The following is a 22,315-nucleotide window of genomic DNA, read 5'->3' on the forward strand; positions in this document are numbered from 1 at the left end:
ATTCTTCTTATCTTTCAAGTTTTAAAAACTTGCTGGACTTAGCACCTTATCAATGAACAAGCCACTGATGGTTGCTGAGGTGTCATAGGGCCATACCCTCGACCTCTCTGGATAAGAACTCAATAATATTCGATTTTTTTAAACTTTACTATATTACCTATTAACATGTCAATTACTTTATTAAAATATTCGGTAAATATAATAATTACTATTTTACATTAAAGCTATGTTAAAATTCGTGATTGTTTTTGATCACGATGTTGATTGGAGCGGAAGGCGTGAGACTCCTGCGGGAGAAGCGGATCACGGGAGACCCCGCAGGCGCGACAGCGCCGAGGAGGCTCCCGGATCGCCCGCGGAAAGCGAGCGCCTGTAGCGGAAATCAACATCCAGATTTAACAGAGCAATTTAAAAGAAGGGAAGGTGAAGGTTTTTTATTTGACGCGTGTTGTTTACTATTTTATGCTCAGAACATACAAAATGAGTATACAGAAATAGGAGAATAAAATATGTTAACAATTGATATAAAAAATAGATTAAAAGAGAAAATGAAAATCGTTCAGAATCAGGACCAGTCCAGTGTTTGTTTAGTTGGCCCGGTGACATTGCCAATACAATTAGAAAATAAAGTAGTTACATTTAAATGGTATACTTGGTTAAAATTAAAAGAGGATACAATAGATAAAGATTCTGTACTTGATTCAATTACAACAGCATCATTGGCGGATCTTCAACAATCATCTATCTTGGTTTATGGAGACTTCGAGAATAGCGACCATCCTTTAGTCCGCTTCCATAGTATCTGTCACACCGGCGATATTTTTGGGAGTAAACGCTGTGATTGTGGGTATCAACTGCACCAGTCCCTAAAGATGATAGTTGAAAATGGCCATGGGGCCCTATTTTACTTAGCCAACCACGAAGGTAGAGGAATCGGTCTTTTTTCCAAGTCGCTCGCTTATCTGCTTCAAGAGGAAGGGTACGATACCGTTGAAGCAAACCATGCGCTTGGCTTTGAAGATGACCTCCGTACTTACGAAGAACCTTTAATGATTTTACAAGAATTGCGATCTAAGCCCGTTATTCTAATTACAAACAATCCTAAAAAACTTTTCGCTTTAAAGGAAAAAGGTTTATCTGCTGATTCTCATCAACCGTTATGGGGAGATAGCAACCTTTATAATAAGAAGTACTTAGAAACAAAAGTAATGAAATCCGGGCACATACCAGAGCAGAAGGAAATAACTATATAAGGAGTAATCCGTATGAAAACTGACCAATATTATATGAATCTTGCTTTAGAATTAGCGGCTTCCGCAAGGGGAAAGACAAACCCTAACCCATTAGTAGGTGCTGTCATTGTAAAAAACGGGATGATTGTCGGCTCGGGTCTGCATCGCAAGGCTGGTGAACCTCATGCAGAGGTGCACGCCTTTAGAATGGCGGGGGACCATGCTAAAGATGCAACATTATATGTGACCTTAGAGCCATGTTCACACTATGGAAAGACCCCGCCATGTGCTGAATTAGTTAAAAATTCAGGTGTTAAAAAGGTTGTGATCGCCATGCAGGACCCTAACCCGCTGGTGGCAGGGCGAGGGATAAACATTCTTCAAGAAGCAGGCATTGATGTAATTGTTGGAGTAATGGAGCAGGAAGCGCATCGCTTAAATGAAAGATTTATTCATAATATGTTAACCAATACTCCTTTTGTTGTTTCAAAAGTTGCGATGACGCTTGATGGGAAAATTGCTGCCGCAAACGGGCATTCTCAATGGATCACGAGTAGTGAGGCAAGAGAATCCGTTCACCATTTACGGAACGAAGTCGATGCCATTATGGTTGGGATTGGTACAGTCCTAGCGGACAATCCCCAGCTGACGACACGACTGCCGGAGGGTGGGAAAAACCCGGTTCGAGTCATCCTTGATACCCATTTACGGCTGCCGTTAGATGCACAGGTAACAGAGACTTCAGAAGCCCAAACTTGGATCATAACCGGTGATGGGGTTGATCAAAATAAACTTGCTCTATTTAAAGAGAAGGGGGTAGAGGTCATTACTGTCCCTGTGACGAATGCTGGACTTGATTTACAGCATGCCTTAAAAATACTGTTTGAAAAAGGGATAACCGATATTTTGCTTGAAGGCGGCAGTGAGTTAAACGGAGCCTTTTTAAAGAAAAGCTTAATCAATAAATATTTAATTTATATCGCTCCAAAACTGTTAGGTGGCCGGAATTCATTAACACCATTTGCAGGAAAGGATGCAGAAAGCATGAATGAGGCATTAAATGTTGAAATACATGCTATTGAGCATTATGGTAGGGACCTTTGTATTACAGCATATCCACTTAAGGAATAGGAAAAAAACTTTGACAATTAAAGTTGGTTTCCATATACTTACCTAAGTAACTATTTCATTCACTGAAATAGTTACTTTTTTTAATAATAAATAGTTACCTAGGTAATGAATATGAGGGGATGCCATGCACGAGAATCACCAATTGTTACATCAGATCCATCAGTTGTCTAGAAAATTAACGAAAAAATTAAACGAAGTATTACAGCCATTTGGGTTATATAGTGCGCAATGGTCGGTTTTGTTTGTTCTTAAACAGAAAGGGACCTTAACACAAAGGGAGCTTTGTGACTATTTATCTGTAGAAGCACCACCAATGGCCCGGACGATTAAACGATTAACAGAACAAGGATATGTCCTACATGATTTCGGTGCTGATAAGCGCAAGAAGTATATTAAATTAACAGACAAAGCGATGATGGATTTTCCTAAATGGGAAAAAGCCGTTTTAGATTTGAATCAATCACTATTACTGTCCTTGCCTGAGGCAAAAAGACAAGAACTTTCTACCTTAATTTCGGGGTGGCTGTTCAAACTTTAGAAAAAGAGGTTTTAAAAAAATGAACAATTCTGCATTATGGACAAAGAACTTTTTACTCGTTGCGATAGGCAACTTTTTTGTTTTTTTCGCATTTTACATCCTTCTCGTTTCCCTGCCAATCTATGCGATCAATCATTTGCATTCACAAAATGCAGAAGCCGGTTTGCTGACAACCGTTTTTTTAGTTGCGGCGATAGTTATTCGTCCATTTGCTGGTTATTGGTTGGAACGGTACGGTAAAAAACGTACATTATTGAGTGCTCTCATCTTGTTTAGTTTTGCTACACTTTTTTATTTTGTACCTGATTCGATTTCTAGTCTATTAATCCTTCGCTTTATTCATGGATTAGGGTTTGGCATGAGTACGACAGCCATGGGTGCTATCGTCGCTGATATCCTCCCAGATTCAAGGAGAGGGGAAGGGATGGGATACTTTGTATTATCAACTACAATAGCAATGGTAGTGGGCCCATTCATTGGCCTAACCGCAATCAATCAATGGAATATCTCCGTACTATTTGTAGTCTGCATTTTCAGCACGCTCCTATCGCTAATTTGTGGTTTTGGAATTAAGCTGCCAAGTCAACTGAGGACAGCGGTCCCAACACAATTTAAATGGGGCGATCTTTTTGAAGGCACAGCTGTTCCTATTGCTTTGTTGGGTGGACTATTAGGCTTTGTCTATGCATCGATTCTTTCTTTTGTTTCAGTCTTTGCCAATGAAGTAGGGCTAATGAGTATTTCAAGCTGGTTCTTTGTAATTTATGCAATCGTATTATTGCTTTCAAGACCGTTTACAGGAAAATGGTTTGATTTATATGGAGAAAATTGGATTATCTATCCTTCTCTAATTTGCTTCGCCGTTGGGATGTATGTCCTCGGTATCGTGAATTCTTCAATATTATTTATTATTGCTGCGGCCTTAATCGGACTTGGATGGGGAACAGCTTCTCCTAGCTTCCAAACCATTGCTGTTCAATATGCAGCTCCAAAACGGAGAGGGATGGCGACTGCGACCTATCTTTCTATTTTTGATTTAGGAATTGGAATAGGATCCTTTGTTGTGGGATTGGTCATGAGTAAAGTGGGCTTGGACGTAATTTATCAATTAAGTTCTGTCATTATATTACTTGGAATTTTAGTATATTACCTGATTCATGGTCGAAAGGTGACGAAAATCAAGGTCGAACATTGTTTGGAAAATGGACATAACTAAAGACAGAAAATTTGGTATATAATGAATATAAAGAAGAGTTGATAAATGGAGGGAAGCAATATAATGCATGAACATAAGCACAGTTCACATCGGTTTTCAAATTACGAGGTAAATGTAGAATTTCCAAATGAGGATGGAATAGATGTTTTTCTAACTGGAGCTAGGTTTCAGCATTGCTTGTCATGCACAGAATCAGACCTTCATGTGGAAGCCAAAGAAATCATTGGTGCATACCTTTCAGAGAAACGGAAGCATCCCCAATCATTAAAGGACTTTTCCTTCATGGACTTTCCATAAACCGATTAAGTTCGGTTTTTTTTATTTGATTTATAAAAAAGAAACACCGCTGTTATATAAACAGCGGTGTTGTTAATTTAGCCTTTTTTAAATGGTCTTAAACCACGTCTTTGAATTTCATCCTTAAGAAGCTTAATCCAATCTTGATCCTTATCCGACTTTAGTGCATCACGATACGAGACGATTAACTGCTCATTACTCATAATTTTCATTTGCATGCCTCCTCGGTATTAAGGAAATATTTATTAAGTTTGAATTTATTGTAAAGGTTTTTGATGATTTTGAAAACCCTTATTTTTATTTCATTTGCGTTAAAATTGTGACAAAATTCCTAATTTTTAAAAATTTATATTTTGCTCCTTTTTGTTAAGTCCTGGTTTATATGGTTGCGGTTTAGACTTTATATTTTTATAATTGAAAAGGAATAATTTTTTAAGTACAGGAGTGGCTAAGTTGATTAATAAAACATGGCATGACAGTGAGTCTGTAAAAAAAGTAACCTGTGTTCATACAAATGCAAAGAAATATGTCGTTAACCAAGTATTAACTCCAGGGAAGACCTATGAAGTAAAAAATGAAACAGAAGAGTTTTACTTCATTATCGATAACTCTGGAAAAGTTGGCGGCTATTATAAAGAGTATTTTCAAGAAGCATAGGAAAGAGGGCTGTTAGAAGGGATTTCTAGCAGTCTTTTTTTTATGGTTTTTTTTGTTATTATTAGGGTATCTTGAGAGAGCAGGCATAAAACCTCAAAGTGGTCGTTTAGCGAGTTGATGTGACCTGAACGAAGGCTAAAATTCGCTGAAGTGGTCACATGATGGTCTCATGTGACCAAAACAGAGGTGGAAAATCACGAAAGTGGCCACATGACGGGTTCATGTGACCAAAACAGAGTGGGAAAATCACGAAAGTGGTCACATGGCTGGTTCATGTGACCAAAACAGAGGTGGGAAATCGCTGAAATGGTCACATAGCAGGTTCATGTGACCAAAACAGAGGTGGAAAATCACGAAAGTGGCCACATGACGGTTTCATGTGACCGAAACGAAGGCACGAAATCGCGAAAGTGGCCACATGACGGGTTCATGTGACCAAAACAGTGATACAAAAACACCAAAATGGTCACATAAGTCAGTTTGCCTTCAATTCACATACCTACCTTGCGAAGGGATAGCAATCTCCACAAACTGCTCACTCAACTTCTTCAAATTGACACTTAATTCTTCTCCTACCATTGGGAAGCCGTGTCCAGTGATTGCGATGCTTGGCTTAAGCTCTTCCAGCCGTTTGACGGAATCCCATGCAGCGGTCCAATCGGTTGTAAAATAGCGCGGAGGACCGCTTATCTCTTGCTCCTGAACGAGGACTCGATAAAGCGACTCTTGCTTAACGGTTACAAATGCATCGCCCACAATTAAGGTGCGGTCCGATTCGCGAAACAATGAAATATGCCCCGGTGTATGACCTGGGGTGTGGATCCATTTCCAGCCTGGCATTTCAGGGACGCTTCCATCTGTCGGCAATGGGTGGACGTGTTCGCCCAAATCAATTCCTTCATTCGGAAAAAGTGGTGATATTTTTGCAAGTAAACCACCATCGACAGTAGGGTCGGGCTCAGGGTAATCTTTCGTTCCGGTCAAAAAATCAAGCTCTAATTTATGTGCATAAACCGGGACATTCCATTCTTCTAAAAGATCAATAATTGCGCCAACATGATCAAAATGACCATGGGTAAGAATAATCGCTTGTGGCTTATGATTCTCCCCAAAACGTTCTTCGGCGGCTTCAAAAATTTTCGGGGCAGATTTAGGCATGCCGGCATCAATCAAAACCCATTTATTGGTTTCTTTTGGATTCCCAATAAAACATGTATTAACAACTTGGATGGGAAGACAAAAAACATCCGGTAATATTTCTTGGGATAAGCCGCTTGATATAGTTGTCATCGGAATAAATGTTTCAGTTGATGGGCTTCTTTCCATAAAAAAACCTCCCATGTTTTTCTCTTCTTAGCTTCACCGCCTCGTCATGAAATATTACAACAACTTCTTTGAACAAAATAAAAAGCGCCTGCCGATAAAATGGCAAGCGCTAAATGATGATTATTTTTCTAATGTAAGGCTAGTACTTGGACTTGTCTTATACATTTTTCGAGCTAGCAGGGTTTGGATTACTAAAAACAATCCACCTACTGTCCAGTATAAAGGAAGGGCAGCTGGTGCATTAAGAGACATGAACACAATCATGATAGGCGATATAAGACCCATCAGTTTCATTTGCTGCTGTTGTTCTACGGTCATGTTTGATTGCGATACTTTAAACTGAAAATAGTAGATCAGACCGGCAACGAGGGTAATCCATATATCTGAGTGACCGAGATTAAACCAAAGGAAGGAGTGACTGGCAATTTCCTTCGAACTACTAATAGCGTAATAAAGCCCCATCAGAATAGGCATTTGAATTAACACTGGCAAGCAGCCCATCCCTAATGGATTAACGCCGTGCTTTTTGTATAATCCAAACATTTCTTGCTGAAGCTTTGCTTGCTCCTGCTGGTCTTTTGTTTTCTTAATTTTTTCCTGAATTTCAGTTAATTCAGGCTTAAGAGCATCCATTTTTTCTTTCATCGCTTGTTGGCTTTTATATTGTCTTAGCATTAATGGCATTAACACTAAACGAATAATGATCGTGATGAAAATGATCGCTAATCCAAAACTGCCTTGAAAAAGATTAGCCAACCCTTGTATGGCAATCGTAAATGGTTCAACTAAAAATTGATGAAACAAACTATCATTATTTTGGGTAGTAGCTTGTGAACACCCAGTTAATAAAAGGGTTAGAACCCCAATGGTAAATAGAACAAGCGTTGATTTATTAAATTTCATGATTTCCTCCTGAAAAAATATTTTTTCTATGGGTGAAGGATAATCATACTCGCTTCTTTGTCATCACCTGTGCCTGTTTTGTTACGGATAAACTTTATGATCCAAACAAGAATATGGTTAGGTACAATTCGGCTTTTCTTTTGAATTTGAAAATCGTTTATAGTTAATGAAAATTCTATTTTTTTGGTAATTAATTCAAAATTTGCTTCCTTAAGAGACCATACGATAAACAGCTTTAATAAGAGACCGAGAACGAAGCCCGCATATATTGAATAAACAGCATATAAATCGGTAAAATCTAGGATGTATTCGAGCATTCTTCTCACCTCTTTAAAACACTAATGATATGAGTATATAGAAAGATATTCATAAGAGCAATGGTAAATAGCAGAATTTCATTTAGCATATATACGAAAAAGGGGAGCAGATAGTTTCATTTTATTTTGAATTACATATTGGGATACATGATTAGTGGTTTCCGATTTCGAGATTTGGTGTTAATCAGCGCTATTGGAAATAGTTTTGTATGAGAACACTCTGATTTTTAACACCAATCAGGGCTATTGGTTATAGTTTTATTCGAGAACACTCCAGTTTTTAATACCAATACCGGCTATTGGTTATAGTTTTGTTGGAGAACACACCGGTTTTTAACACCAATCAAGGCTATTGGTTATAATTTTATACCCAAGCACTTCAGTCTTTAACACCAATCAAGGTTATTGATTATAGTTTAATACCCGAACACACCGGTTTTTAACATCAATAACGGAAGATAGTTTTAGATTTCAAAATCTCGCGTTATTGGTAAGGCGAAAGAAAAAACCGAATTCAACCATGTTGAATCCGGTTCTAGCAATAACCTATTAAGCTTGTTTTGGTTCATTTGAGTTAGTGGTAAATAACAAACGAGCAGATACTAAACGGTTGCGTACGAGAACGCCCAACCAAGAGGCTAAAGCTGCTTTAATAAACCCTACGATAACAAACGGGACAAAGCCGCCAGAAAAGGCTGCAGTCCAGGAGAGGTTTGCGGCGAATTTTAACCATACTGTTCCGAATAATAACGTAATGATCATCCCGATTGAGTTGGCAATCACAGCTTGTGTAAAGCGGAAAGAGGTTTTCTCTAAATACCAGCCAATCAAGAATGCTGCAGGGATAAATCCTACTATATATCCGCCAGTAGGACCAAATAAAACAGAGATGCCTGCTTTCATTTCAGCAAAAACAGGAACACCGGCTGCTCCCATGAAAATATACAACAGGACGGACACAGTTCCCAATCTGGAACCGAGGATAGTTGCTGCTAAACCAATCGCCAATGTTTGTCCGGTAATAGGGACTAGTGGCAGTGGAATGGTGATTTGTGCTAAAACGCCAATAATTGCAGCGAAAAGAGCGGTTATAATCATTTTTCTCAATTTAAGTTGTTGTGGATTCACAAAAAAACTCTCCTTTTTAGGTAAACTGTTATATTTATATAGTTGACATTTAAACTTTAATATATAATGAAAATTTCGTCAACAAAAAAATATATAGGAGAAATAATAAAGGTGCTTCCCAAAAGGAAAGCACCTTGTAATTTATGTTAACTTAACAGGTTGTTCAGTTAATAATTTATATGCCTCAGCCACTTTTTCATCGCTCGGAGGATTTACATCCTTAAGCGGATATTCCAATCCAAGCGCTTCCCACTTATAAACGCCAAGCTTATGATAAGGGAGAATCTCAACCTTCTGCACATTTTTAAGGGTACTTATGAATTCACCCATTTGTCTAAGGTCTTCCTGATCATCGGTCACACCTGGAACTAAGACATGGCGAATCCAAACCGGGATTTGGTGTTTAGATAAATGTTTGGCAAAGTCTAAAATATGATCGTTCGGTAAACCTGTTAATTTCATATGTTTTTTACGATTAATGTGTTTTAAGTCTAACAACACTAGGTCGGTATAATGAAGTAGCTCTTTTAGCTGCTGTTGGAAAAGAGGTGCCGTTGAATAACAACCGCCGGAAGAATCAATCGTTGTATGAATTCCTTCCTTCTTACACTCTTTAAACAGTTCAATTAGGAACGGCAGTTGCAATAATGGTTCACCGCCACTAACTGTAATTCCACCGCCAGAGGCCTCAATAAATGGTAAATAGGAACGGAGATCATTCATGATTTCAGAAACAGACATTTGTTTACCTGTACCTATTTCCCACGTATCCGCATTGTGACAAAATTGACAGCGCAATAAACAGCCTTGCGTGAAGATAACGTATCGTATTCCTGGGCCATCGACAGTTCCAAATGTTTCAATTGAATGAATGTTTCCGAGCATAATGAGCTCTCCTTCCGTTATAAGGAAACCTTCCTCTCCATATGGAAGGGGAAGGCTTCAATCTTAGTTTGCAAATAATAAATTACATTGTTTCATGGAATGTTCTGTTAATAACGTCTAATTGTTGTTCTTTAGTTAATTTAATGAAGTTTACAGCATATCCAGATACACGAATTGTTAATTGTGGATATAACTCTGGGTGCTCCATTGCATCCATTAATGTTTCACGGTTAAATACGTTAACATTTAGGTGGTGTCCAGTCTTTAATCCATAACCATCAAGGATAGAAACTAAGTTTTGAATACGGCTTTCATCGTCCTTACCAAGAGCTTTAGGAACAATTGAGAACGTATTTGAAATTCCATCCATTGCGTAGCTATAAGGAAGCTTCGCAACTGAAGCAAGAGAAGCTAATGTACCTTTTGTATCACGACCATGCATTGGGTTTGCACCAGGTGCAAATGGTTCACCAGCACGACGGCCATCCGGTGTATTACCAGTTTTCTTACCGTAAACTACGTTTGAAGTAATCGTTAAGATGGACATTGTATGCAATGAATTACGGTATGTTGTATGCTTGCGTAATTTTTTCATGAAGCTTTCAACGATTTCAACAGCAATGCTGTCAACACGATCATCATTATTACCGTATTTAGGGAAGTCGCCTTCTGTTTCAAAATCTACTGCGATGCCATTTTCGTCACGAATGACTTTAACTTTTGCGTGTTTAATTGCACTTAGAGAATCAGCTACAACACTTAGGCCGGCAATTCCAGTCGCCATAGTACGAAGGATCTCTGTGTCATGAAGCGCCATTTCAATGCGCTCATAGCTGTATTTATCATGCATATAATGGATAATGTTAAGCGTGTTAATATATAGACCTGCTAACCATTCCATCATTTGGTCGAAGCTTTCCATTACTTCGTTGTAATCAAGATATTCTGAAGTAATTGGACGATATTTTGGAGCAGCTTGAATTTTAAGCTTTTCGTCAACGCCGCCGTTAATAGCGTAAAGAAGTGCTTTCGCTAAGTTTGCACGTGCACCGAAGAATTGCATTTGCTTTCCAATTTCCATTGCGGATACGCAGCAAGCAATACCGTAATCGTCACCATATTCTGGGCTCATGATATCATCGTTTTCATATTGAATTGAGCTTGTTTTAATAGACATGTTTGCACAGTATTTCTTAAAGTTTTCCGGTAAATTCACTGACCAAAGAACCGTTAAGTTTGGTTCTGGAGCTGGACCTAGGTTATCTAGTGTGTGAAGGAAACGGAAAGAGTTCTTTGTAACTAATGGACGACCGTCAAGAGCCATACCACCGATTGATTCTGTTACCCATGTAGGGTCACCACTAAATAAATCGTTATAATCAGGAGTTCTTGCAAATTTAACAAGACGAAGCTTCATAACAAAGTGGTCAACGATTTCTTGAGCTTCTTCTTCAGTTAATACACCATTTGCAAGGTCTCTTTCGATATAAATATCAAGGAATGTTGATACGCGTCCAAGACTCATTGCAGCACCGTTTTGTTCTTTAATCGCTGCTAAATATCCAAAGTATAACCATTGGAATGCTTCTACAGCATTTTGAGCTGGAACTGAAATATCAAAACCATAAGCTGCAGCTAATTGCTTTAATTCATTTAATGCTCTGATTTGTTCAGAGATTTCTTCACGAAGGCGAATTACCTCTTCGCTCATTACAGGTGTAGTTCCCGCTAAATCTTTTTTCTTCTCTTTAATAAGGAAGTCTACTCCGTATAAAGCAACACGGCGATAGTCACCGATGATACGACCACGACCGTAAGCATCTGGAAGACCTGTAATGATTGCTGTCTTACGAGCAAGCTTCATTTCATCAGTATATGCATCGAATACACCCGCATTATGTGTTTTACGGTAATCTGTGAAAAACTTTTCTACATCTTTATTTAATTCGTAGCCATAGCTTTGACAAGCTTGAGCTGCCATACGAATACCACCAAATGGCTGCATTGAACGTTTAAACGGTGCGTCTGTTTGAACGCCGACTACTTTTTCAACTTCTTTATTTAAATACCCTGGACCGTGAGAAGTGATCGTCGAGATAATCTCTGTGTCCATATCTAATACGCCGCCATTTTCACGCTCTTGCTTCGTTAATTCCATTACTTGATTCCATAGTCCAGTTGTTGCTTCTGTTGGACCTGCTAAGAAAGAATCGTCCCCTTGGTAAGGCTTGAAGTTCTTTAAGATAAAGTCGCGAACATTAACTTCTCTTGACCAAGTACCAGTTGTAAAACTTTTCCATTGTTCCATGAATAAGCACCTCTTTAGGTAATTTAAGTATATAACAGTTTCGACGTATTTATCATACATTCATTATAACAGAATTCATGTGAGAAAAATCACTATTTTTACCTAAGAGAATTGACGATATTGTGAAATTGTTGGTATGTAAGGGTTTGTGGATTTTTGACATATTTGTGAACGGATATAAGTGGAATAATTTAGGATGAAAAATTCGAATCTGTACTATAATTGTGTGCTATTTTTCGTAGACTGTTATACAAAAAGATGATAACGTTTCCACTAACTCTATCTAATTAATAATTTGCCAATTTTCGAATGGAAAAGATACTGGAAATATTTTCAGTTCTAAAAAATTCCTACCTTGTCTATTCTCAATAAAAAAGAACAGAGATGTATTCCTCTGTTCTAGATTAGATTGCATTTTAATCTACTATTATATAGGCAATCATTGGTCCATTATGTGCTCGATCAGGATGGGTTAAACAAATGATTCGATAAACTCCTTCTTTTTCAAACTGTAGTGAAAGGACAGTTTCTTTATTTTGCTCAACAGTTCCCTTTATATTAGTGCCCTCAATAATGAAGGGATGGCTCCTGCCGTTTATTCCAAAAATAGATAAATTAAACTTTTCACCTTTATTTACAAAAATTGTACCGGGGTCCCATCTGTATGCTTCTATTTCTTTCCCATCGATTGTTTTTGCTTTAAATTCTCCTGTTACCAGATGGATCTCCCTGTTTTTTTCCTGTGGCTGGTTAATGGTGGCAATGGTTTTATTGTTTAAAAAAAGCCAAATAGAAGTCACAAAAAGGGAACAGCAAATGATGAATAGTATCGCAATCGTTTTTCTTTTTAAAATCAAGAAATGCATTCATCCACCCCCAAATAGTTGTCCATTACAATATATGCTCGGATAAGGGGAAAACTTGTCCGTTTTTTTCCAAATCTTTATTTTCCTTAACAAAATGGGACGGGAGGTCTTTAAATGGATAGTATACAAAGGAATGGAGATCCTCTGTTAGTCGGAACACAATTGCATGCGAAAGGATGGGTTCAGGAAGCTGCGTTAAGAATGTTAATCAATAATTTGGACCCGTGTGTTGCTGAAAATCCAGATGAACTAGTTGTTTATGGAGGAATCGGAAAGGCAGCAAGGAATTGGGACTGTTATAGGGCAATCAAGAAATCTCTATTGAACTTAGAAGACGATGAGACCTTGTTGATTCAATCGGGGAAACCCGTCGCCGTTTTTAAGACTCATGCTAATGCCCCGAGGGTTTTATTGGCTAATTCAAATTTGGTTCCTGCCTGGGCAAATTGGGAGACCTTTTTTGAGTTGGATCGAAAAGGTTTAATGATGTATGGACAAATGACGGCAGGCAGCTGGATTTACATTGGCAGCCAGGGAATTGTACAAGGAACATATGAGACTTTTGCAGAAGTTGCCCGTCAGCATTTTGGAGATACTTTGCGGAATACGATTACGCTGACGTCCGGGTTAGGTGGAATGGGTGGGGCACAGCCCTTGGCTGTTACCATGAATGATGGAGTATGTATTGCTGTCGAAATTGATCCTGATCGAATCGAGCGGAGGATAGCCACTAAATATCTTGACCGAAAGGTTGATTCGATTGAAGAAGCCATTCGGCTGGCGAACGAGGCAAAATGTCAGGGAGTCCCCTTATCAATTGGTCTATTGGGCAATGCTGCAGATGTCCTTCCGAAAATGCTGGACATGAATTTTCTCCCCGATATCCTTACAGATCAGACCTCGGCTCATGACCCGTTAAATGGATATATTCCTGTCGGTTTTTCCTGCCACAAAGCTGCTGAACTTCGCAATAAGAATCCTGATGAGTTAATAAGAAGGGCAAAAGAAAGCATGGCTGTTCATGTTCAAGCTATGTTAAAAATGAAGAAAAAAGGTGTTATTGCATTTGATTATGGAAATAACATTCGTCAGGTGGCGAAGGATGAAGGGGTAGGAGAGGCGTTTAGCATTCCAGGTTTTGTTCCCGCTTATATTCGACCGTTATTTTGTGAAGGTAAGGGACCGTTTCGTTGGGTCGCTTTATCAGGTGATCCAAAGGATATCTATAAAATTGATGAGATGATTCTGCAGGAATTTAAAGAAAATGAATCACTTTGCAAATGGATCAAGCTGGCTCAAACAAAAATACATTTTCAAGGACTTCCCGCCAGGATTTGTTGGTTAGGTTATGGGCAAAGGGCAAAGCTTGGGAAACTGATTAACGATATGGTGGCAGATGGACGGTTAACAGCACCTATTGTAATCGGAAGGGATCATCTTGATTCTGGATCGGTTGCTTCGCCAAATCGTGAAACAGAAGGGATGTTGGATGGCAGTGATGCCGTTGCCGATTGGCCGATCTTAAACGCATTGATAAACGCGGTCGGAGGTGCAAGCTGGGTTTCCCTTCATCATGGGGGTGGAGTAGGGATGGGATACTCTATCCATGCAGGAATGGTGATTGTTGCAGATGGGACAAAAGCCGCTGAACAAAGGCTTGATCGCGTATTAACAACTGACCCGGGTATGGGGATTATTCGTCATGCAGATGCGGGATATCCAAGTGCAATAATAGCTGCTAAGCGACATCACCTGAACATCCCAATGTTAAAGGACGAGGTGGAATGACATGGAAAGAAAGCCGATATTTATTAAATGCGCTGCCCAGCTATTAACGGTAAACGGCTTTTCTGATCGGCCGGCTAAAAAAGAGGAAATGAACAATCTTTCAATTATCGAAGATGGAGCGGTTTGGATTGAAAATGGAATCATCGTAAAGCTCGGAAAAACGGGGGAACTCGAACGATTTTTTGCTGAAAAAATTTCACAGGCAACCATTATTAACGCGAAAGGAAAGGTAGTACTCCCCGGTTTGATCGATCCTCACACCCATCTTATTCATGCGGGTTCAAGAGAAAAAGAATTTCAATTGCGCCTTGCTGGGGCAATGTATATGGAAATGATGAACAAAGGCTGGGGAATTCATGCAACGACTGAAAAAACACGTGCGGCCTCGATCGAGAGTTTAATAAATGAAGGCTTAAAACGGCTTGACCTGTTCCTATCCTTTGGTGTTACCACTGTGGAGGCAAAGAGTGGATACGGGCTGACCTGGGAAACTGAAAAAAAGCAGTTAGTCGCAGCGGGAATGATAAATTCCTTGCATCCAATCGATATAGTTCGGACCTTTATGGGTGCCCATGCGATTCCAAGTGAGTACAAGAAAAAACCGGAACAATATGTTAATGAAGTGATCGAAACGATGATCCCGAGGGTCGCTGAAGATAAACTTGCTGAATTCAATGATGTTTTTTGTGAAAGAGGAGTGTTTACACCTGAGCAATCAAGGAAAATACTTGAATCCGGCAGGGGCTATGGGTTAATACCTAAGATCCACGCAGATGAAATAGAGCCTTATGGAGGAGCCGAACTTGCCGCCGAGGTCGGGGCCATTTCAGCGGATCATCTATTAAAGGCTTCCGAAAAAGGGATTCAGGACCTTGCTGATCAGGGTGTTATTGCTGTATTACTGCCTGGAACGGCTTTTTTTCTAATGACCGGAATGGCCAATGCGAGAAAAATGATCGAATCAGGTGTGCCAATCGCCTTGGCCACTGATTGTAACCCGGGGTCCTCTCCCACATGTTCATTGCCTTTTATAATGACTCTTGCCTGTCTACAAATGAGGCTAACACCCGCAGAAATCATAACCGCTGTTACAATCAATGCGGCTCACGCCATTAATCGGGCTCATGAAATTGGCAGTATTGAAGCCGGGAAAAAAGCTGATATTACCATTTTAAATATTCCTGATTTTCTGCAGTTCTTCTATTTCTATGGACAAAACCATACTGATTGCGTAATAAAAAACGGTAAGGTAGTTGTCAAAGGAGGGGTGCTGTGCAAGACTTACCATTAACTCCTCCGTCGTTTTTTTGGTCAAAAGCAGCTTCAACCACTGACAAGATGGTTCATGAATGGATCTATCAAATGAAGGAACAGGATGAAATAAAAATGAAAGCATTTTGGGATGTCGTGTTATTTGGCGTTCCATTATCCCGATCCTCGATTAGCCCTTCCGGAGCCTCGGAATTTCCGGAAGCGTTCAGGCGATCGTGGAAAGGCTTTTCAACCTATAATATTGATCATGAAATTGATCTAAGTGAACTGTCTGTGGCGGATTTAGGTGATGTTTCCATGCATTTTACTGATATTAATAAAAGTCATCAAAATATTAAAGAAATTAGCCAATGGGCAAAACAAACATTTCCAAGAAGTTTTCCAGTGGCAATTGGCGGGGACCATTCGATTACTGCGATGCTAGTTGCAGGGATCAAAAACTGTGAGCCAGAGCAGAAAATCGGCTTAATACAATTTGATACCCATTTAGATTTACGGGATCTAAAACCCCATGGTCCGACAAATGGAACGCCTATTCGCAATTTGATTGAATCAAAGATAGTAGAAGGGGATCATATTTATAACATTGGGGTACACGGGTTTTATAATAATCATTCACTTATTCAATTTGCTAAAGAAAACGGGGTCCATTATATCCCATTAAGAGAAATGCGAAAACAAGGAGTCCAGCAAACTGTTACAAGAGTTCTCAACGAATTAAGTGCAAAGGTGGATTCGATTTATCTAACGGTTGATATGGATGTTCTAGACATTAGTATAGCTCCCGGGGTCGCAGCCTCAACACCAGGGGGAATGCATTCAAACGAATTATTTGAAGCAGTCTATTCTATAGGCATGGGTCAAAAGGTAAAAGCAATGGATATCGTTTGCATTGATCCTACTAAAGATAGTCTAGCTCTCCCAACAGTGAAAGCGGGTACTCATGTTTTTTTATCATTTTTATCTGGATTTGTGAAGCGCAGGCAAAAAATGAAATGAACATGTGAATGAAATAATACATGGAAATGTAATATCTATATAATATTTATAGTGATATAATAATATAGTTTGAATAACCGCTTTCCATCTGGTAGTGGTTTTTCTTTGTGTAAATATATGGATTAAGTTTTTCATTTAATTAACAAATGAATGACAAATAAAATTTGATTTTCTTTTTTTGATAAAATGATTTTAATTTTAAAATAGAAAGTTGTGTATATTAGTGCGGAAAATATTCATCCTTATTCTTTTTGTATTCAGTCTATTCTCAGCTCAAACCAATGCATTTGCACAACACCAGGAGCCGTTGCAGCTCAGAAGTGAAGCTGCAGTGTTAATGGATTCGACAACCGGGGCTGTTTTATACAGTAAAAATGGAAATGAAAAGATGTATCCGGCTAGTTTAACAAAAATTGCTACAGCCATATATGCAATCGAAAATGGAAATTTAGAAGATCGTGTAGTGATTAGTCATAATGCGGTAAATACAGAAGGGACAAGAGTGTATTTAGAGGAAGGTGAGGTTGTAACATTACACCACCTTATCCAAGGCATGTTGATTAATTCTGGAAACGATGCTGCGGTGGCAATTGCCGAGCATATAGATGGAGATATCGAGAAGTTTTCGAAAAGCTTTAATGAGTATTTGAAGAAGCAGATTGGCGTTTCGAACACTCATTTTTCTAACCCTAATGGCCTCTATGGAGAGGACCATTATACGACAGCAGAGGATTTGGCGAAAATTACAAATTACGCCCTCAAAAATAAAGTCTTTAAAGACATTTTCGGAACAAAGGAGCTCGTTTGGGACGGCTTGTCATGGGATACTACCTTATTCACACATCATCAAATGCTAAAAGGTGAAGTTCCTTATTCGGGCATTACCGGCGGGAAAACCGGATTTGTAAATGAATCGAAACAGACATTAGCTACGACTGCTGAAAATGGTAATATGAAACTGACTGCCATCGCTTTGAAAGCAGATTATAAACGTGATATATATAATGATACGAAACAATTACTTGATTTTGGATTCCAGCATTTTAAAACCTCATACTTGCCAAAAGCAAAGACTTTTACGGTTAATGACAAAACATTTCAGCCGGAAAAGTCAATCGTAATAAGTGAACCGCTTGAAGGGGCCGTCTATGAAGTAACGAAACAAGGTGAGCTTAAGGTTCAAACACAAAATCAAGATACAATTCAGGTTGTTCAATTAAAGAGGGTAAAAGAAAGGGAAGAGGAGCCTGTTTCAGGAGAACCTGAAACAGAGGATCCGTTTACTAGAATGAATTCCTTATTTGGGACGATTGTAGTGATGGCGGCTGGTGCGGTCTATAAAGTAACAAAAAGAAAACGAAAATAGAAGCAAAGAGGGTGCCCTTTAGGGGACCCTCTTTTACTTTATGATCGTCGTTAATAATAGCATCACAAAAGAAATTATAATCATCGCAATCACTAAAATCCATGCCAATTGCATATTCCCGGCATCTAAAGCGATATATACCGCAATCGGGATGGTTTGGGTTTTTCCCGGAAGGTTGCCGGCGAACATAAACGTAGCTCCAAATTCACCAAGGGCACGCGCAAAGGCAAGAATTAATCCGGAAATGATCGATTTAAGTGACAATGGGAGGGTGATGAATAAAAAGACTTTCCAGTTCGCTGCCCCATCCATTTTCGCCGCCGCTTCGATATCGGGATCTACTGTTTGAAAACCTGTTTTTGCAGATTGATACATTAATGGAAACGCGACAACAGCTCCCGCAATCAACGCAGCCCACCAGGTAAACATGATTGATTGGCCGAAAAGCTTTTCGATGGCAGCGCCAATGGGACTTTGATTGCCAAAAATCATAATGAGTAAAAAGCCAACAACAGTTGGAGGTAATACAAGTGGAAGGAGCAAAATGGTTTCAACGACGACTTTCCCCCTAAAGTGGAGGTTCCTCATCAAAATGGCCGCTACGATTCCAAATACAAAAACAATGATGATTGTCACCGAGGCAATTTCAAGGGAAAGTTTTATGGGTGTCCAAAATGATTCGTTCAAGTTTATCAGTCCAATACAAAAATCGATATGTATAATCATTTGCTGTTTTGCTTTATGAGCACACCTTAATAATGAAGGGATTTCTGTAAAGAGAAAAACCGTTCATTTTAGGCATATAAGAATTATACCGAATTGGAAGCAGAACGAACAGACTTGGAACGAGATGTGGGTGATTTTTTTGTGGAAAAAGTTGAGGGAAAAAAGACTAAAGAATGGACTTTAGTCTTTTGGTGGAATTATTGAATTCTTGCTTCGACCTGCCGGCAAACTTCATCAGCGGAAAGACCGTTTGCCTCAATGACGGAAGCACTCGTAACAGTTGTGCTAATGCCCATTACGTTGGAATCTAATCCTGTGATAACACAGCAATCACAACCCTTTGCATCCTGCTCTTGCTTTAATTCAACAACATCATAGCCCTTTTCGCGAAGAACCTGTTGAACATTCGTAAGAGATTGTTCTACACCGATTTTAGCCAAATAAAACACCTCCTCTTTCATGTAAGCTTTCCATTCTTTATCAGAAATATTCTTTTGATAAGAGGAGAAAATAATCATGTGAAGAGTGGTGAGGGAGGTGTCTTAATGTCAAAACGGAAAAAAGATCCATCAACTATTGGACTTAGTTCTCCACAGGTAGAGGGGCAGGGAACGACGAATTTTGAAACGGGAAATAAGCAAGCAGATTCGTCTCGACGGAAACAAAAGCGTTCTTAATGATTTTAGGATAGAAAAAGGGAGATGCTCGAATCATCTCCCTTGATTGTTATTGATTTATTCTTCTTTATACATCTCTGCAATTTGCTTCTGAAGCTCAGCATCCTCTAAATACTCGTCATAAGTCATTTGCTTATCAACGACACCGCTTGGAGTAATTTCTACGATCCGGTTAGCAATCGTCTGGATAAATTGATGGTCATGAGATGAGAAAATTAGCGATCCTTTAAAATTAATTAATCCATTATTTAATGCTGTAATCGATTCTAGATCTAAGTGGTTAGTTGGTTCGTCTAGCAACAGCACATTTGCACCGCTTAACATCATTTTAGAAAGCATACAGCGAACCTTTTCGCCCCCGGAAAGAACGGAAGGTTTCTTTAATACTTCTTCACCAGAGAATAACATCCGGCCAAGGAATCCTCTAAGGAAGCTTTCACTATCATCCTTAGGGGAAAATTGGCGCAGCCAATCAACAAGGGATTGCTCATCCCCTTCAAAATATTCAGCATTATCCTTAGGGAAATAAGCTTGAGATGTAGTGACTCCCCACTTGAAAGTTCCGCTATCGGCTTCCATCTCACCCATTAAAATTTTAAAGAGAACCGTTCTAGCTAGTTCGTTTTGACCAACTAGAGCAATTTTATCATCCTTATTCATGATTAAATTCACATTATTAAGAACCGTAACCCCGTCGATCACCTTTGTTAATCCTTCGATTCTTAAAAGATCGTTTCCAATTTCACGGTCTGGAGTAAAACCGACATAAGGATATTTTCGAGAAGACGGCTTAATATCGTCTAATGAAATTTTATCTAATAATTTTTTACGGGAGGTTGCTTGCTTCGACTTAGATGCATTTGCACTAAAGCGGGCAATAAATGCTTGAAGCTCTTTTATTTTTTCTTCTTTCTTTTTGTTTGCATCTTGAGTCATTTTAAGAGCCAATTGGCTAGATTCATACCAGAAATCATAGTTTCCTACATAGATTTGGATTTTTCCGAAATCAAGGTCAGCAATATGTGTACAAACCTTATTCAAAAAGTGACGATCATGGGAAACAACAATAACGGTATTTTCAAAATTAATAAGGAACTCTTCGAGCCATTGAATGGCTTTAATGTCTAAGTGGTTAGTCGGTTCGTCCAGAAGTAATACATCCGGTTTCCCAAATAGTGCCTGTGCAAGTAGTACTTTAACCTTTTCGCCACCAGTCAATTCGGCCATTTTTTTGTAGTGAAGTTCTTCTGTAATTCCAAGCCCTTTTAATAAAATTGCCGCTTCTGATTCTGCTTCCCATCCGTTTAACTCGGCAAATTCACCTTCAAGCTCAGCTGCGCGCATACCATCTTCATCAGTAAAATCTGCTTTCATATAAATAGCATCTTTTTCCTGCATAATGTCATAAAGGCGTGTATGACCCATAATAACCACTTTTAATACTTCATCTTCCTCATATTCAAAGTGGTTTTGCTTTAACACTGCAAGTCTTTCTCCTGGCCCCATAGAAACAGAGCCGGATTGCGCTTCAATTTCCCCAGATAAAATTTTAAGAAATGTGGATTTGCCGGCACCATTAGCACCAATTAATCCATAGCAATTTCCAGGGGTAAATTTTATATTTACATCTTCAAATAACTTTCGCTCACCGTATCTTAAACCTACATTACTTACTGTAATCATGATATTAATCCTCCAAAAACATAATCTACGAAATTATACCATAAAAAATCAACATACCGAAATATTTGTCATAAAGGATAATAAAGCAGAAATTTTCGAAAGGCAAAAAATTTAGTTTATTTTTTTGATTTTTTTAATTTTTTCTGTTCATTTTGTTGTACAATAATAGTGAGTCGGGGAAAATAAAGGGGTTTTTAAAATGGCTAAAAAGCAATTAATAGACTTTGTCAACAAATTAAAAGAATCCGGGATTAACGTAAGCTTTACAAAGCCTAGATCTCAATTTTTATTAACATTAGTCCAGCCAAAACCTTCTGCAACTATAACGATTAAATCGTAAATAAAAACAAGCGGTGAATCTATATTCACCGCTTCTCTTTTTTATAATTCATCCATAATTTTCTCGAATACTTCTTTTCGATCAAAATCTTCGCCCATTGGGAATTTTTTTATGAATTGATTGTTTTCATCCACCAGGAATGTAAGGGCTGTATGGACATAGTAACCATCACCAGGGTCGCGGAACTGAAATTTAAATGGTTCGGCGGCTTCTTTAATTTCCAATAAATCCTCACGTACATGATTCGGATCAGCGGTTAGAAAGAACCAATTACCGTCATTTTCGATTTCGAAGTTATTCATATAAGTTGTCAGTGCTTCAGGATTGTCTTTATATGGATCAATCGTTATCGATATAAATTGAACCTTACTTCCAAACACACCTTCTTTTTCTAAATCCTTTTTTAATAAATTCATTTTTTGTGTAGTAGTTGGACAAATATCCGGACAGTTAATATACATAAATTCTATCAGTTTTAATTTTTTATCCGCATTTTTAAATATGTATGGGTCCCCATCTTGAGTGACTAATGAAACATCATCCGGAATTTTTGCGTTCGCATCACGTATAACGAAAAAGAGAATTCCAGAAGTAATGCCCAATATGATTAGTCCAATCGTAATAAAATATCCTTTTTTCATCCTTATCCCCCCTAACTCA

At 38.7% G+C, this 22,315-nt stretch carries 24 protein-coding genes and 1 riboswitch; of the genes, 12 read left to right on the forward strand and 12 right to left on the reverse strand.

The features are described 5' to 3' along the window. Window positions 1-4: 4 nt before the first annotated feature. A riboswitch (SAM riboswitch) is annotated at window positions 5-118 on the reverse strand. Between the two features lie 391 nt (window positions 119-509). The 5 genes from ACI48O_RS13320 to ACI48O_RS13340 all read left to right on the forward strand — a co-directional run bounded on the left by ACI48O_RS13320 (window position 510) and on the right by ACI48O_RS13340 (window position 4,414). Next, window positions 510-1,253 carry a GTP cyclohydrolase II gene (locus ACI48O_RS13320; protein WP_435562309.1) on the forward strand — a complete coding sequence of 248 codons (744 nt, stop codon included), beginning with the start codon at window positions 510-512 and terminating at the stop codon, window positions 1,251-1,253. A gap of 12 nt (window positions 1,254-1,265) precedes the next feature. Next, entirely contained in the window at window positions 1,266-2,363 is a 1,098-nt protein-coding gene (ribD, locus tag ACI48O_RS13325; RefSeq protein WP_435562310.1) for a bifunctional diaminohydroxyphosphoribosylaminopyrimidine deaminase/5-amino-6-(5-phosphoribosylamino)uracil reductase RibD, read from the forward strand. A gap of 124 nt (window positions 2,364-2,487) precedes the next feature. Continuing rightward, complete coding sequence (locus ACI48O_RS13330) at window positions 2,488-2,901, forward strand: MarR family winged helix-turn-helix transcriptional regulator (protein ID WP_435562311.1); 414 nt, start codon at window positions 2,488-2,490, stop codon at window positions 2,899-2,901. Between the two features lie 19 nt (window positions 2,902-2,920). Then, window positions 2,921-4,117 carry an MFS transporter gene (locus ACI48O_RS13335; protein WP_435562312.1) on the forward strand — a complete coding sequence of 399 codons (1,197 nt, stop codon included), beginning with the start codon at window positions 2,921-2,923 and terminating at the stop codon, window positions 4,115-4,117. Window positions 4,118-4,180: 63 nt separating this feature from the next. Continuing rightward, window positions 4,181-4,414, forward strand: a complete 234-nt coding sequence (locus ACI48O_RS13340) for a hypothetical protein (RefSeq protein WP_435562313.1) — start codon at window positions 4,181-4,183, stop codon at window positions 4,412-4,414. Window positions 4,415-4,491: 77 nt separating this feature from the next. On the opposite strand, the gene sda is transcribed toward ACI48O_RS13340, so the two are convergent. Then, window positions 4,492-4,626, reverse strand: coding sequence for a sporulation histidine kinase inhibitor Sda (gene sda, locus ACI48O_RS13345; RefSeq protein WP_435562314.1), 135 nt, complete (start codon window positions 4,624-4,626; stop codon window positions 4,492-4,494). Between the two features lie 241 nt (window positions 4,627-4,867). Between sda and ACI48O_RS13350 the strand changes: the two genes are divergently transcribed. Beyond that, entirely contained in the window at window positions 4,868-5,071 is a 204-nt protein-coding gene (locus tag ACI48O_RS13350) for a DUF6501 family protein (protein ID WP_435562315.1), read from the forward strand. Between the two features lie 486 nt (window positions 5,072-5,557). Here the strand turns inward: ACI48O_RS13350 and ACI48O_RS13355 are convergent, their stop codons facing one another. The 7 genes from ACI48O_RS13355 to ACI48O_RS13385 all read right to left on the reverse strand — a co-directional run bounded on the left by ACI48O_RS13355 (window position 5,558) and on the right by ACI48O_RS13385 (window position 12,804). Next, complete coding sequence (locus ACI48O_RS13355; protein WP_435562316.1) at window positions 5,558-6,397, reverse strand: MBL fold metallo-hydrolase; 840 nt, start codon at window positions 6,395-6,397, stop codon at window positions 5,558-5,560. A gap of 120 nt (window positions 6,398-6,517) precedes the next feature. Further along, window positions 6,518-7,300, reverse strand: coding sequence for a membrane protein insertase YidC (yidC, locus tag ACI48O_RS13360; protein WP_435562317.1), 783 nt, complete (start codon window positions 7,298-7,300; stop codon window positions 6,518-6,520). Window positions 7,301-7,326: 26 nt separating this feature from the next. Then, the gene (locus ACI48O_RS13365) at window positions 7,327-7,617 is read right to left on the reverse strand and encodes a hypothetical protein (protein WP_435562318.1); all 291 of its coding nucleotides are present in this window, start codon (window positions 7,615-7,617) and stop codon (window positions 7,327-7,329) included. 549 nt (window positions 7,618-8,166) lie between these two features. Next, a complete protein-coding gene (locus ACI48O_RS13370) occupies window positions 8,167-8,715 on the reverse strand; it encodes a biotin transporter BioY (protein ID WP_435562434.1) in 549 nt (182 codons plus the stop codon). A 171-nt stretch (window positions 8,716-8,886) separates the two neighbouring features. After that, window positions 8,887-9,630: a pyruvate formate-lyase-activating protein gene (gene pflA, locus ACI48O_RS13375; RefSeq protein ID WP_435562319.1), complete on the reverse strand. Its 744-nt coding sequence runs from the start codon at window positions 9,628-9,630 to the stop codon at window positions 8,887-8,889. Between the two features lie 82 nt (window positions 9,631-9,712). After that, window positions 9,713-11,938: a formate C-acetyltransferase gene (gene pflB, locus ACI48O_RS13380; RefSeq protein WP_435562320.1), complete on the reverse strand. Its 2,226-nt coding sequence runs from the start codon at window positions 11,936-11,938 to the stop codon at window positions 9,713-9,715. Window positions 11,939-12,354: 416 nt separating this feature from the next. Continuing rightward, a complete protein-coding gene (locus tag ACI48O_RS13385; protein ID WP_435562321.1) occupies window positions 12,355-12,804 on the reverse strand; it encodes a cupredoxin domain-containing protein in 450 nt (149 codons plus the stop codon). 114 nt (window positions 12,805-12,918) lie between these two features. Here ACI48O_RS13385 and hutU point away from each other — a divergent pair, with 114 nt between their 5' ends. From hutU to ACI48O_RS13405, 4 genes are all read left to right on the forward strand, one after another. Then, window positions 12,919-14,592, forward strand: coding sequence for a urocanate hydratase (gene hutU / locus ACI48O_RS13390; RefSeq protein WP_435562322.1), 1,674 nt, complete (start codon window positions 12,919-12,921; stop codon window positions 14,590-14,592). A gap of 1 nt (window position 14,593) precedes the next feature. Next, on the forward strand, window positions 14,594-15,883 hold the full coding sequence (gene hutI, locus ACI48O_RS13395; RefSeq protein WP_435562323.1) for an imidazolonepropionase: 1,290 nt from the start codon (window positions 14,594-14,596) through the stop codon (window positions 15,881-15,883). Continuing rightward, window positions 15,865-16,863 (forward strand): agmatinase family protein, encoded by a 999-nt coding sequence (locus ACI48O_RS13400; RefSeq protein ID WP_435562324.1) that lies wholly within the window; start codon window positions 15,865-15,867, stop codon window positions 16,861-16,863. Before hutI ends, ACI48O_RS13400 begins: the two co-directional genes overlap by 19 nt. A gap of 307 nt (window positions 16,864-17,170) precedes the next feature. Beyond that, the gene (locus tag ACI48O_RS13405; protein ID WP_435562325.1) at window positions 17,171-18,229 is read left to right on the forward strand and encodes a D-alanyl-D-alanine carboxypeptidase family protein; all 1,059 of its coding nucleotides are present in this window, start codon (window positions 17,171-17,173) and stop codon (window positions 18,227-18,229) included. A gap of 33 nt (window positions 18,230-18,262) precedes the next feature. Here the strand turns inward: ACI48O_RS13405 and modB are convergent, their stop codons facing one another. Both modB and ACI48O_RS13415 read right to left on the reverse strand, forming a co-directional pair. Beyond that, on the reverse strand, window positions 18,263-18,916 hold the full coding sequence (modB, locus tag ACI48O_RS13410) for a molybdate ABC transporter permease subunit (protein ID WP_435562326.1): 654 nt from the start codon (window positions 18,914-18,916) through the stop codon (window positions 18,263-18,265). 236 nt (window positions 18,917-19,152) lie between these two features. Continuing rightward, window positions 19,153-19,395 (reverse strand): YkuS family protein, encoded by a 243-nt coding sequence (locus ACI48O_RS13415; RefSeq protein ID WP_435562327.1) that lies wholly within the window; start codon window positions 19,393-19,395, stop codon window positions 19,153-19,155. A gap of 105 nt (window positions 19,396-19,500) precedes the next feature. Between ACI48O_RS13415 and ACI48O_RS13420 the strand changes: the two genes are divergently transcribed. After that, window positions 19,501-19,632 (forward strand): YuzL family protein, encoded by a 132-nt coding sequence (locus tag ACI48O_RS13420; protein ID WP_435562328.1) that lies wholly within the window; start codon window positions 19,501-19,503, stop codon window positions 19,630-19,632. Between the two features lie 57 nt (window positions 19,633-19,689). Here the strand turns inward: ACI48O_RS13420 and ACI48O_RS13425 are convergent, their stop codons facing one another. Further along, entirely contained in the window at window positions 19,690-21,315 is a 1,626-nt protein-coding gene (locus tag ACI48O_RS13425) for an ABC-F family ATP-binding cassette domain-containing protein (protein WP_435562329.1), read from the reverse strand. 199 nt (window positions 21,316-21,514) lie between these two features. Here ACI48O_RS13425 and ACI48O_RS13430 point away from each other — a divergent pair, with 199 nt between their 5' ends. Then, a complete protein-coding gene (locus tag ACI48O_RS13430; RefSeq protein ID WP_435562330.1) occupies window positions 21,515-21,655 on the forward strand; it encodes a hypothetical protein in 141 nt (46 codons plus the stop codon). 41 nt (window positions 21,656-21,696) lie between these two features. Here the strand turns inward: ACI48O_RS13430 and ACI48O_RS13435 are convergent, their stop codons facing one another. Then, the gene (locus ACI48O_RS13435) at window positions 21,697-22,296 is read right to left on the reverse strand and encodes an SCO family protein (RefSeq protein ID WP_435562331.1); all 600 of its coding nucleotides are present in this window, start codon (window positions 22,294-22,296) and stop codon (window positions 21,697-21,699) included. Between the last annotated feature and the right edge of the window lie 19 nt (window positions 22,297-22,315).

This window comes from Neobacillus terrisolis (assembly GCF_051233475.1).
Classification (GTDB): domain Bacteria; phylum Bacillota; class Bacilli; order Bacillales; family Cytobacillaceae; genus Bacillus_BU.

What these genes read in the sequence shown, in the direction of transcription:
- ACI48O_RS13335 (WP_435562312.1), top strand. Translation starts at nt 2,921, where the DNA reads ATGAACAATTCTGCATTATGGACAAAGAACTTTTTACTCGTTGCGATA.
- ACI48O_RS13430 (WP_435562330.1), top strand. Translation starts at nt 21,515, where the DNA reads ATGGCTAAAAAGCAATTAATAGACTTTGTCAACAAATTAAAAGAATCC.
- ACI48O_RS13385 (WP_435562321.1), bottom strand. Translation starts at nt 12,804, where the DNA reads ATGCATTTCTTGATTTTAAAAAGAAAAACGATTGCGATACTATTCATC.
- ACI48O_RS13330 (WP_435562311.1), top strand. Translation starts at nt 2,488, where the DNA reads ATGCACGAGAATCACCAATTGTTACATCAGATCCATCAGTTGTCTAGA.
- ACI48O_RS13340 (WP_435562313.1), top strand. Translation starts at nt 4,181, where the DNA reads ATGCATGAACATAAGCACAGTTCACATCGGTTTTCAAATTACGAGGTA.
- ACI48O_RS13320 (WP_435562309.1), top strand. Translation starts at nt 510, where the DNA reads ATGTTAACAATTGATATAAAAAATAGATTAAAAGAGAAAATGAAAATC.
- ACI48O_RS13355 (WP_435562316.1), bottom strand. Translation starts at nt 6,397, where the DNA reads ATGGAAAGAAGCCCATCAACTGAAACATTTATTCCGATGACAACTATA.
- sda (WP_435562314.1), bottom strand. Translation starts at nt 4,626, where the DNA reads ATGAAAATTATGAGTAATGAGCAGTTAATCGTCTCGTATCGTGATGCA.
- ACI48O_RS13435 (WP_435562331.1), bottom strand. Translation starts at nt 22,296, where the DNA reads ATGAAAAAAGGATATTTTATTACGATTGGACTAATCATATTGGGCATT.
- ACI48O_RS13370 (WP_435562434.1), bottom strand. Translation starts at nt 8,715, where the DNA reads ATGATTATAACCGCTCTTTTCGCTGCAATTATTGGCGTTTTAGCACAA.
- ACI48O_RS13365 (WP_435562318.1), bottom strand. Translation starts at nt 7,617, where the DNA reads ATGCTCGAATACATCCTAGATTTTACCGATTTATATGCTGTTTATTCA.
- hutI (WP_435562323.1), top strand. Translation starts at nt 14,594, where the DNA reads ATGGAAAGAAAGCCGATATTTATTAAATGCGCTGCCCAGCTATTAACG.
- hutU (WP_435562322.1), top strand. Translation starts at nt 12,919, where the DNA reads ATGGATAGTATACAAAGGAATGGAGATCCTCTGTTAGTCGGAACACAA.
- ribD (WP_435562310.1), top strand. Translation starts at nt 1,266, where the DNA reads ATGAAAACTGACCAATATTATATGAATCTTGCTTTAGAATTAGCGGCT.
- pflA (WP_435562319.1), bottom strand. Translation starts at nt 9,630, where the DNA reads ATGCTCGGAAACATTCATTCAATTGAAACATTTGGAACTGTCGATGGC.
- pflB (WP_435562320.1), bottom strand. Translation starts at nt 11,938, where the DNA reads ATGGAACAATGGAAAAGTTTTACAACTGGTACTTGGTCAAGAGAAGTT.
- yidC (WP_435562317.1), bottom strand. Translation starts at nt 7,300, where the DNA reads ATGAAATTTAATAAATCAACGCTTGTTCTATTTACCATTGGGGTTCTA.
- ACI48O_RS13420 (WP_435562328.1), top strand. Translation starts at nt 19,501, where the DNA reads ATGTCAAAACGGAAAAAAGATCCATCAACTATTGGACTTAGTTCTCCA.
- ACI48O_RS13425 (WP_435562329.1), bottom strand. Translation starts at nt 21,315, where the DNA reads ATGATTACAGTAAGTAATGTAGGTTTAAGATACGGTGAGCGAAAGTTA.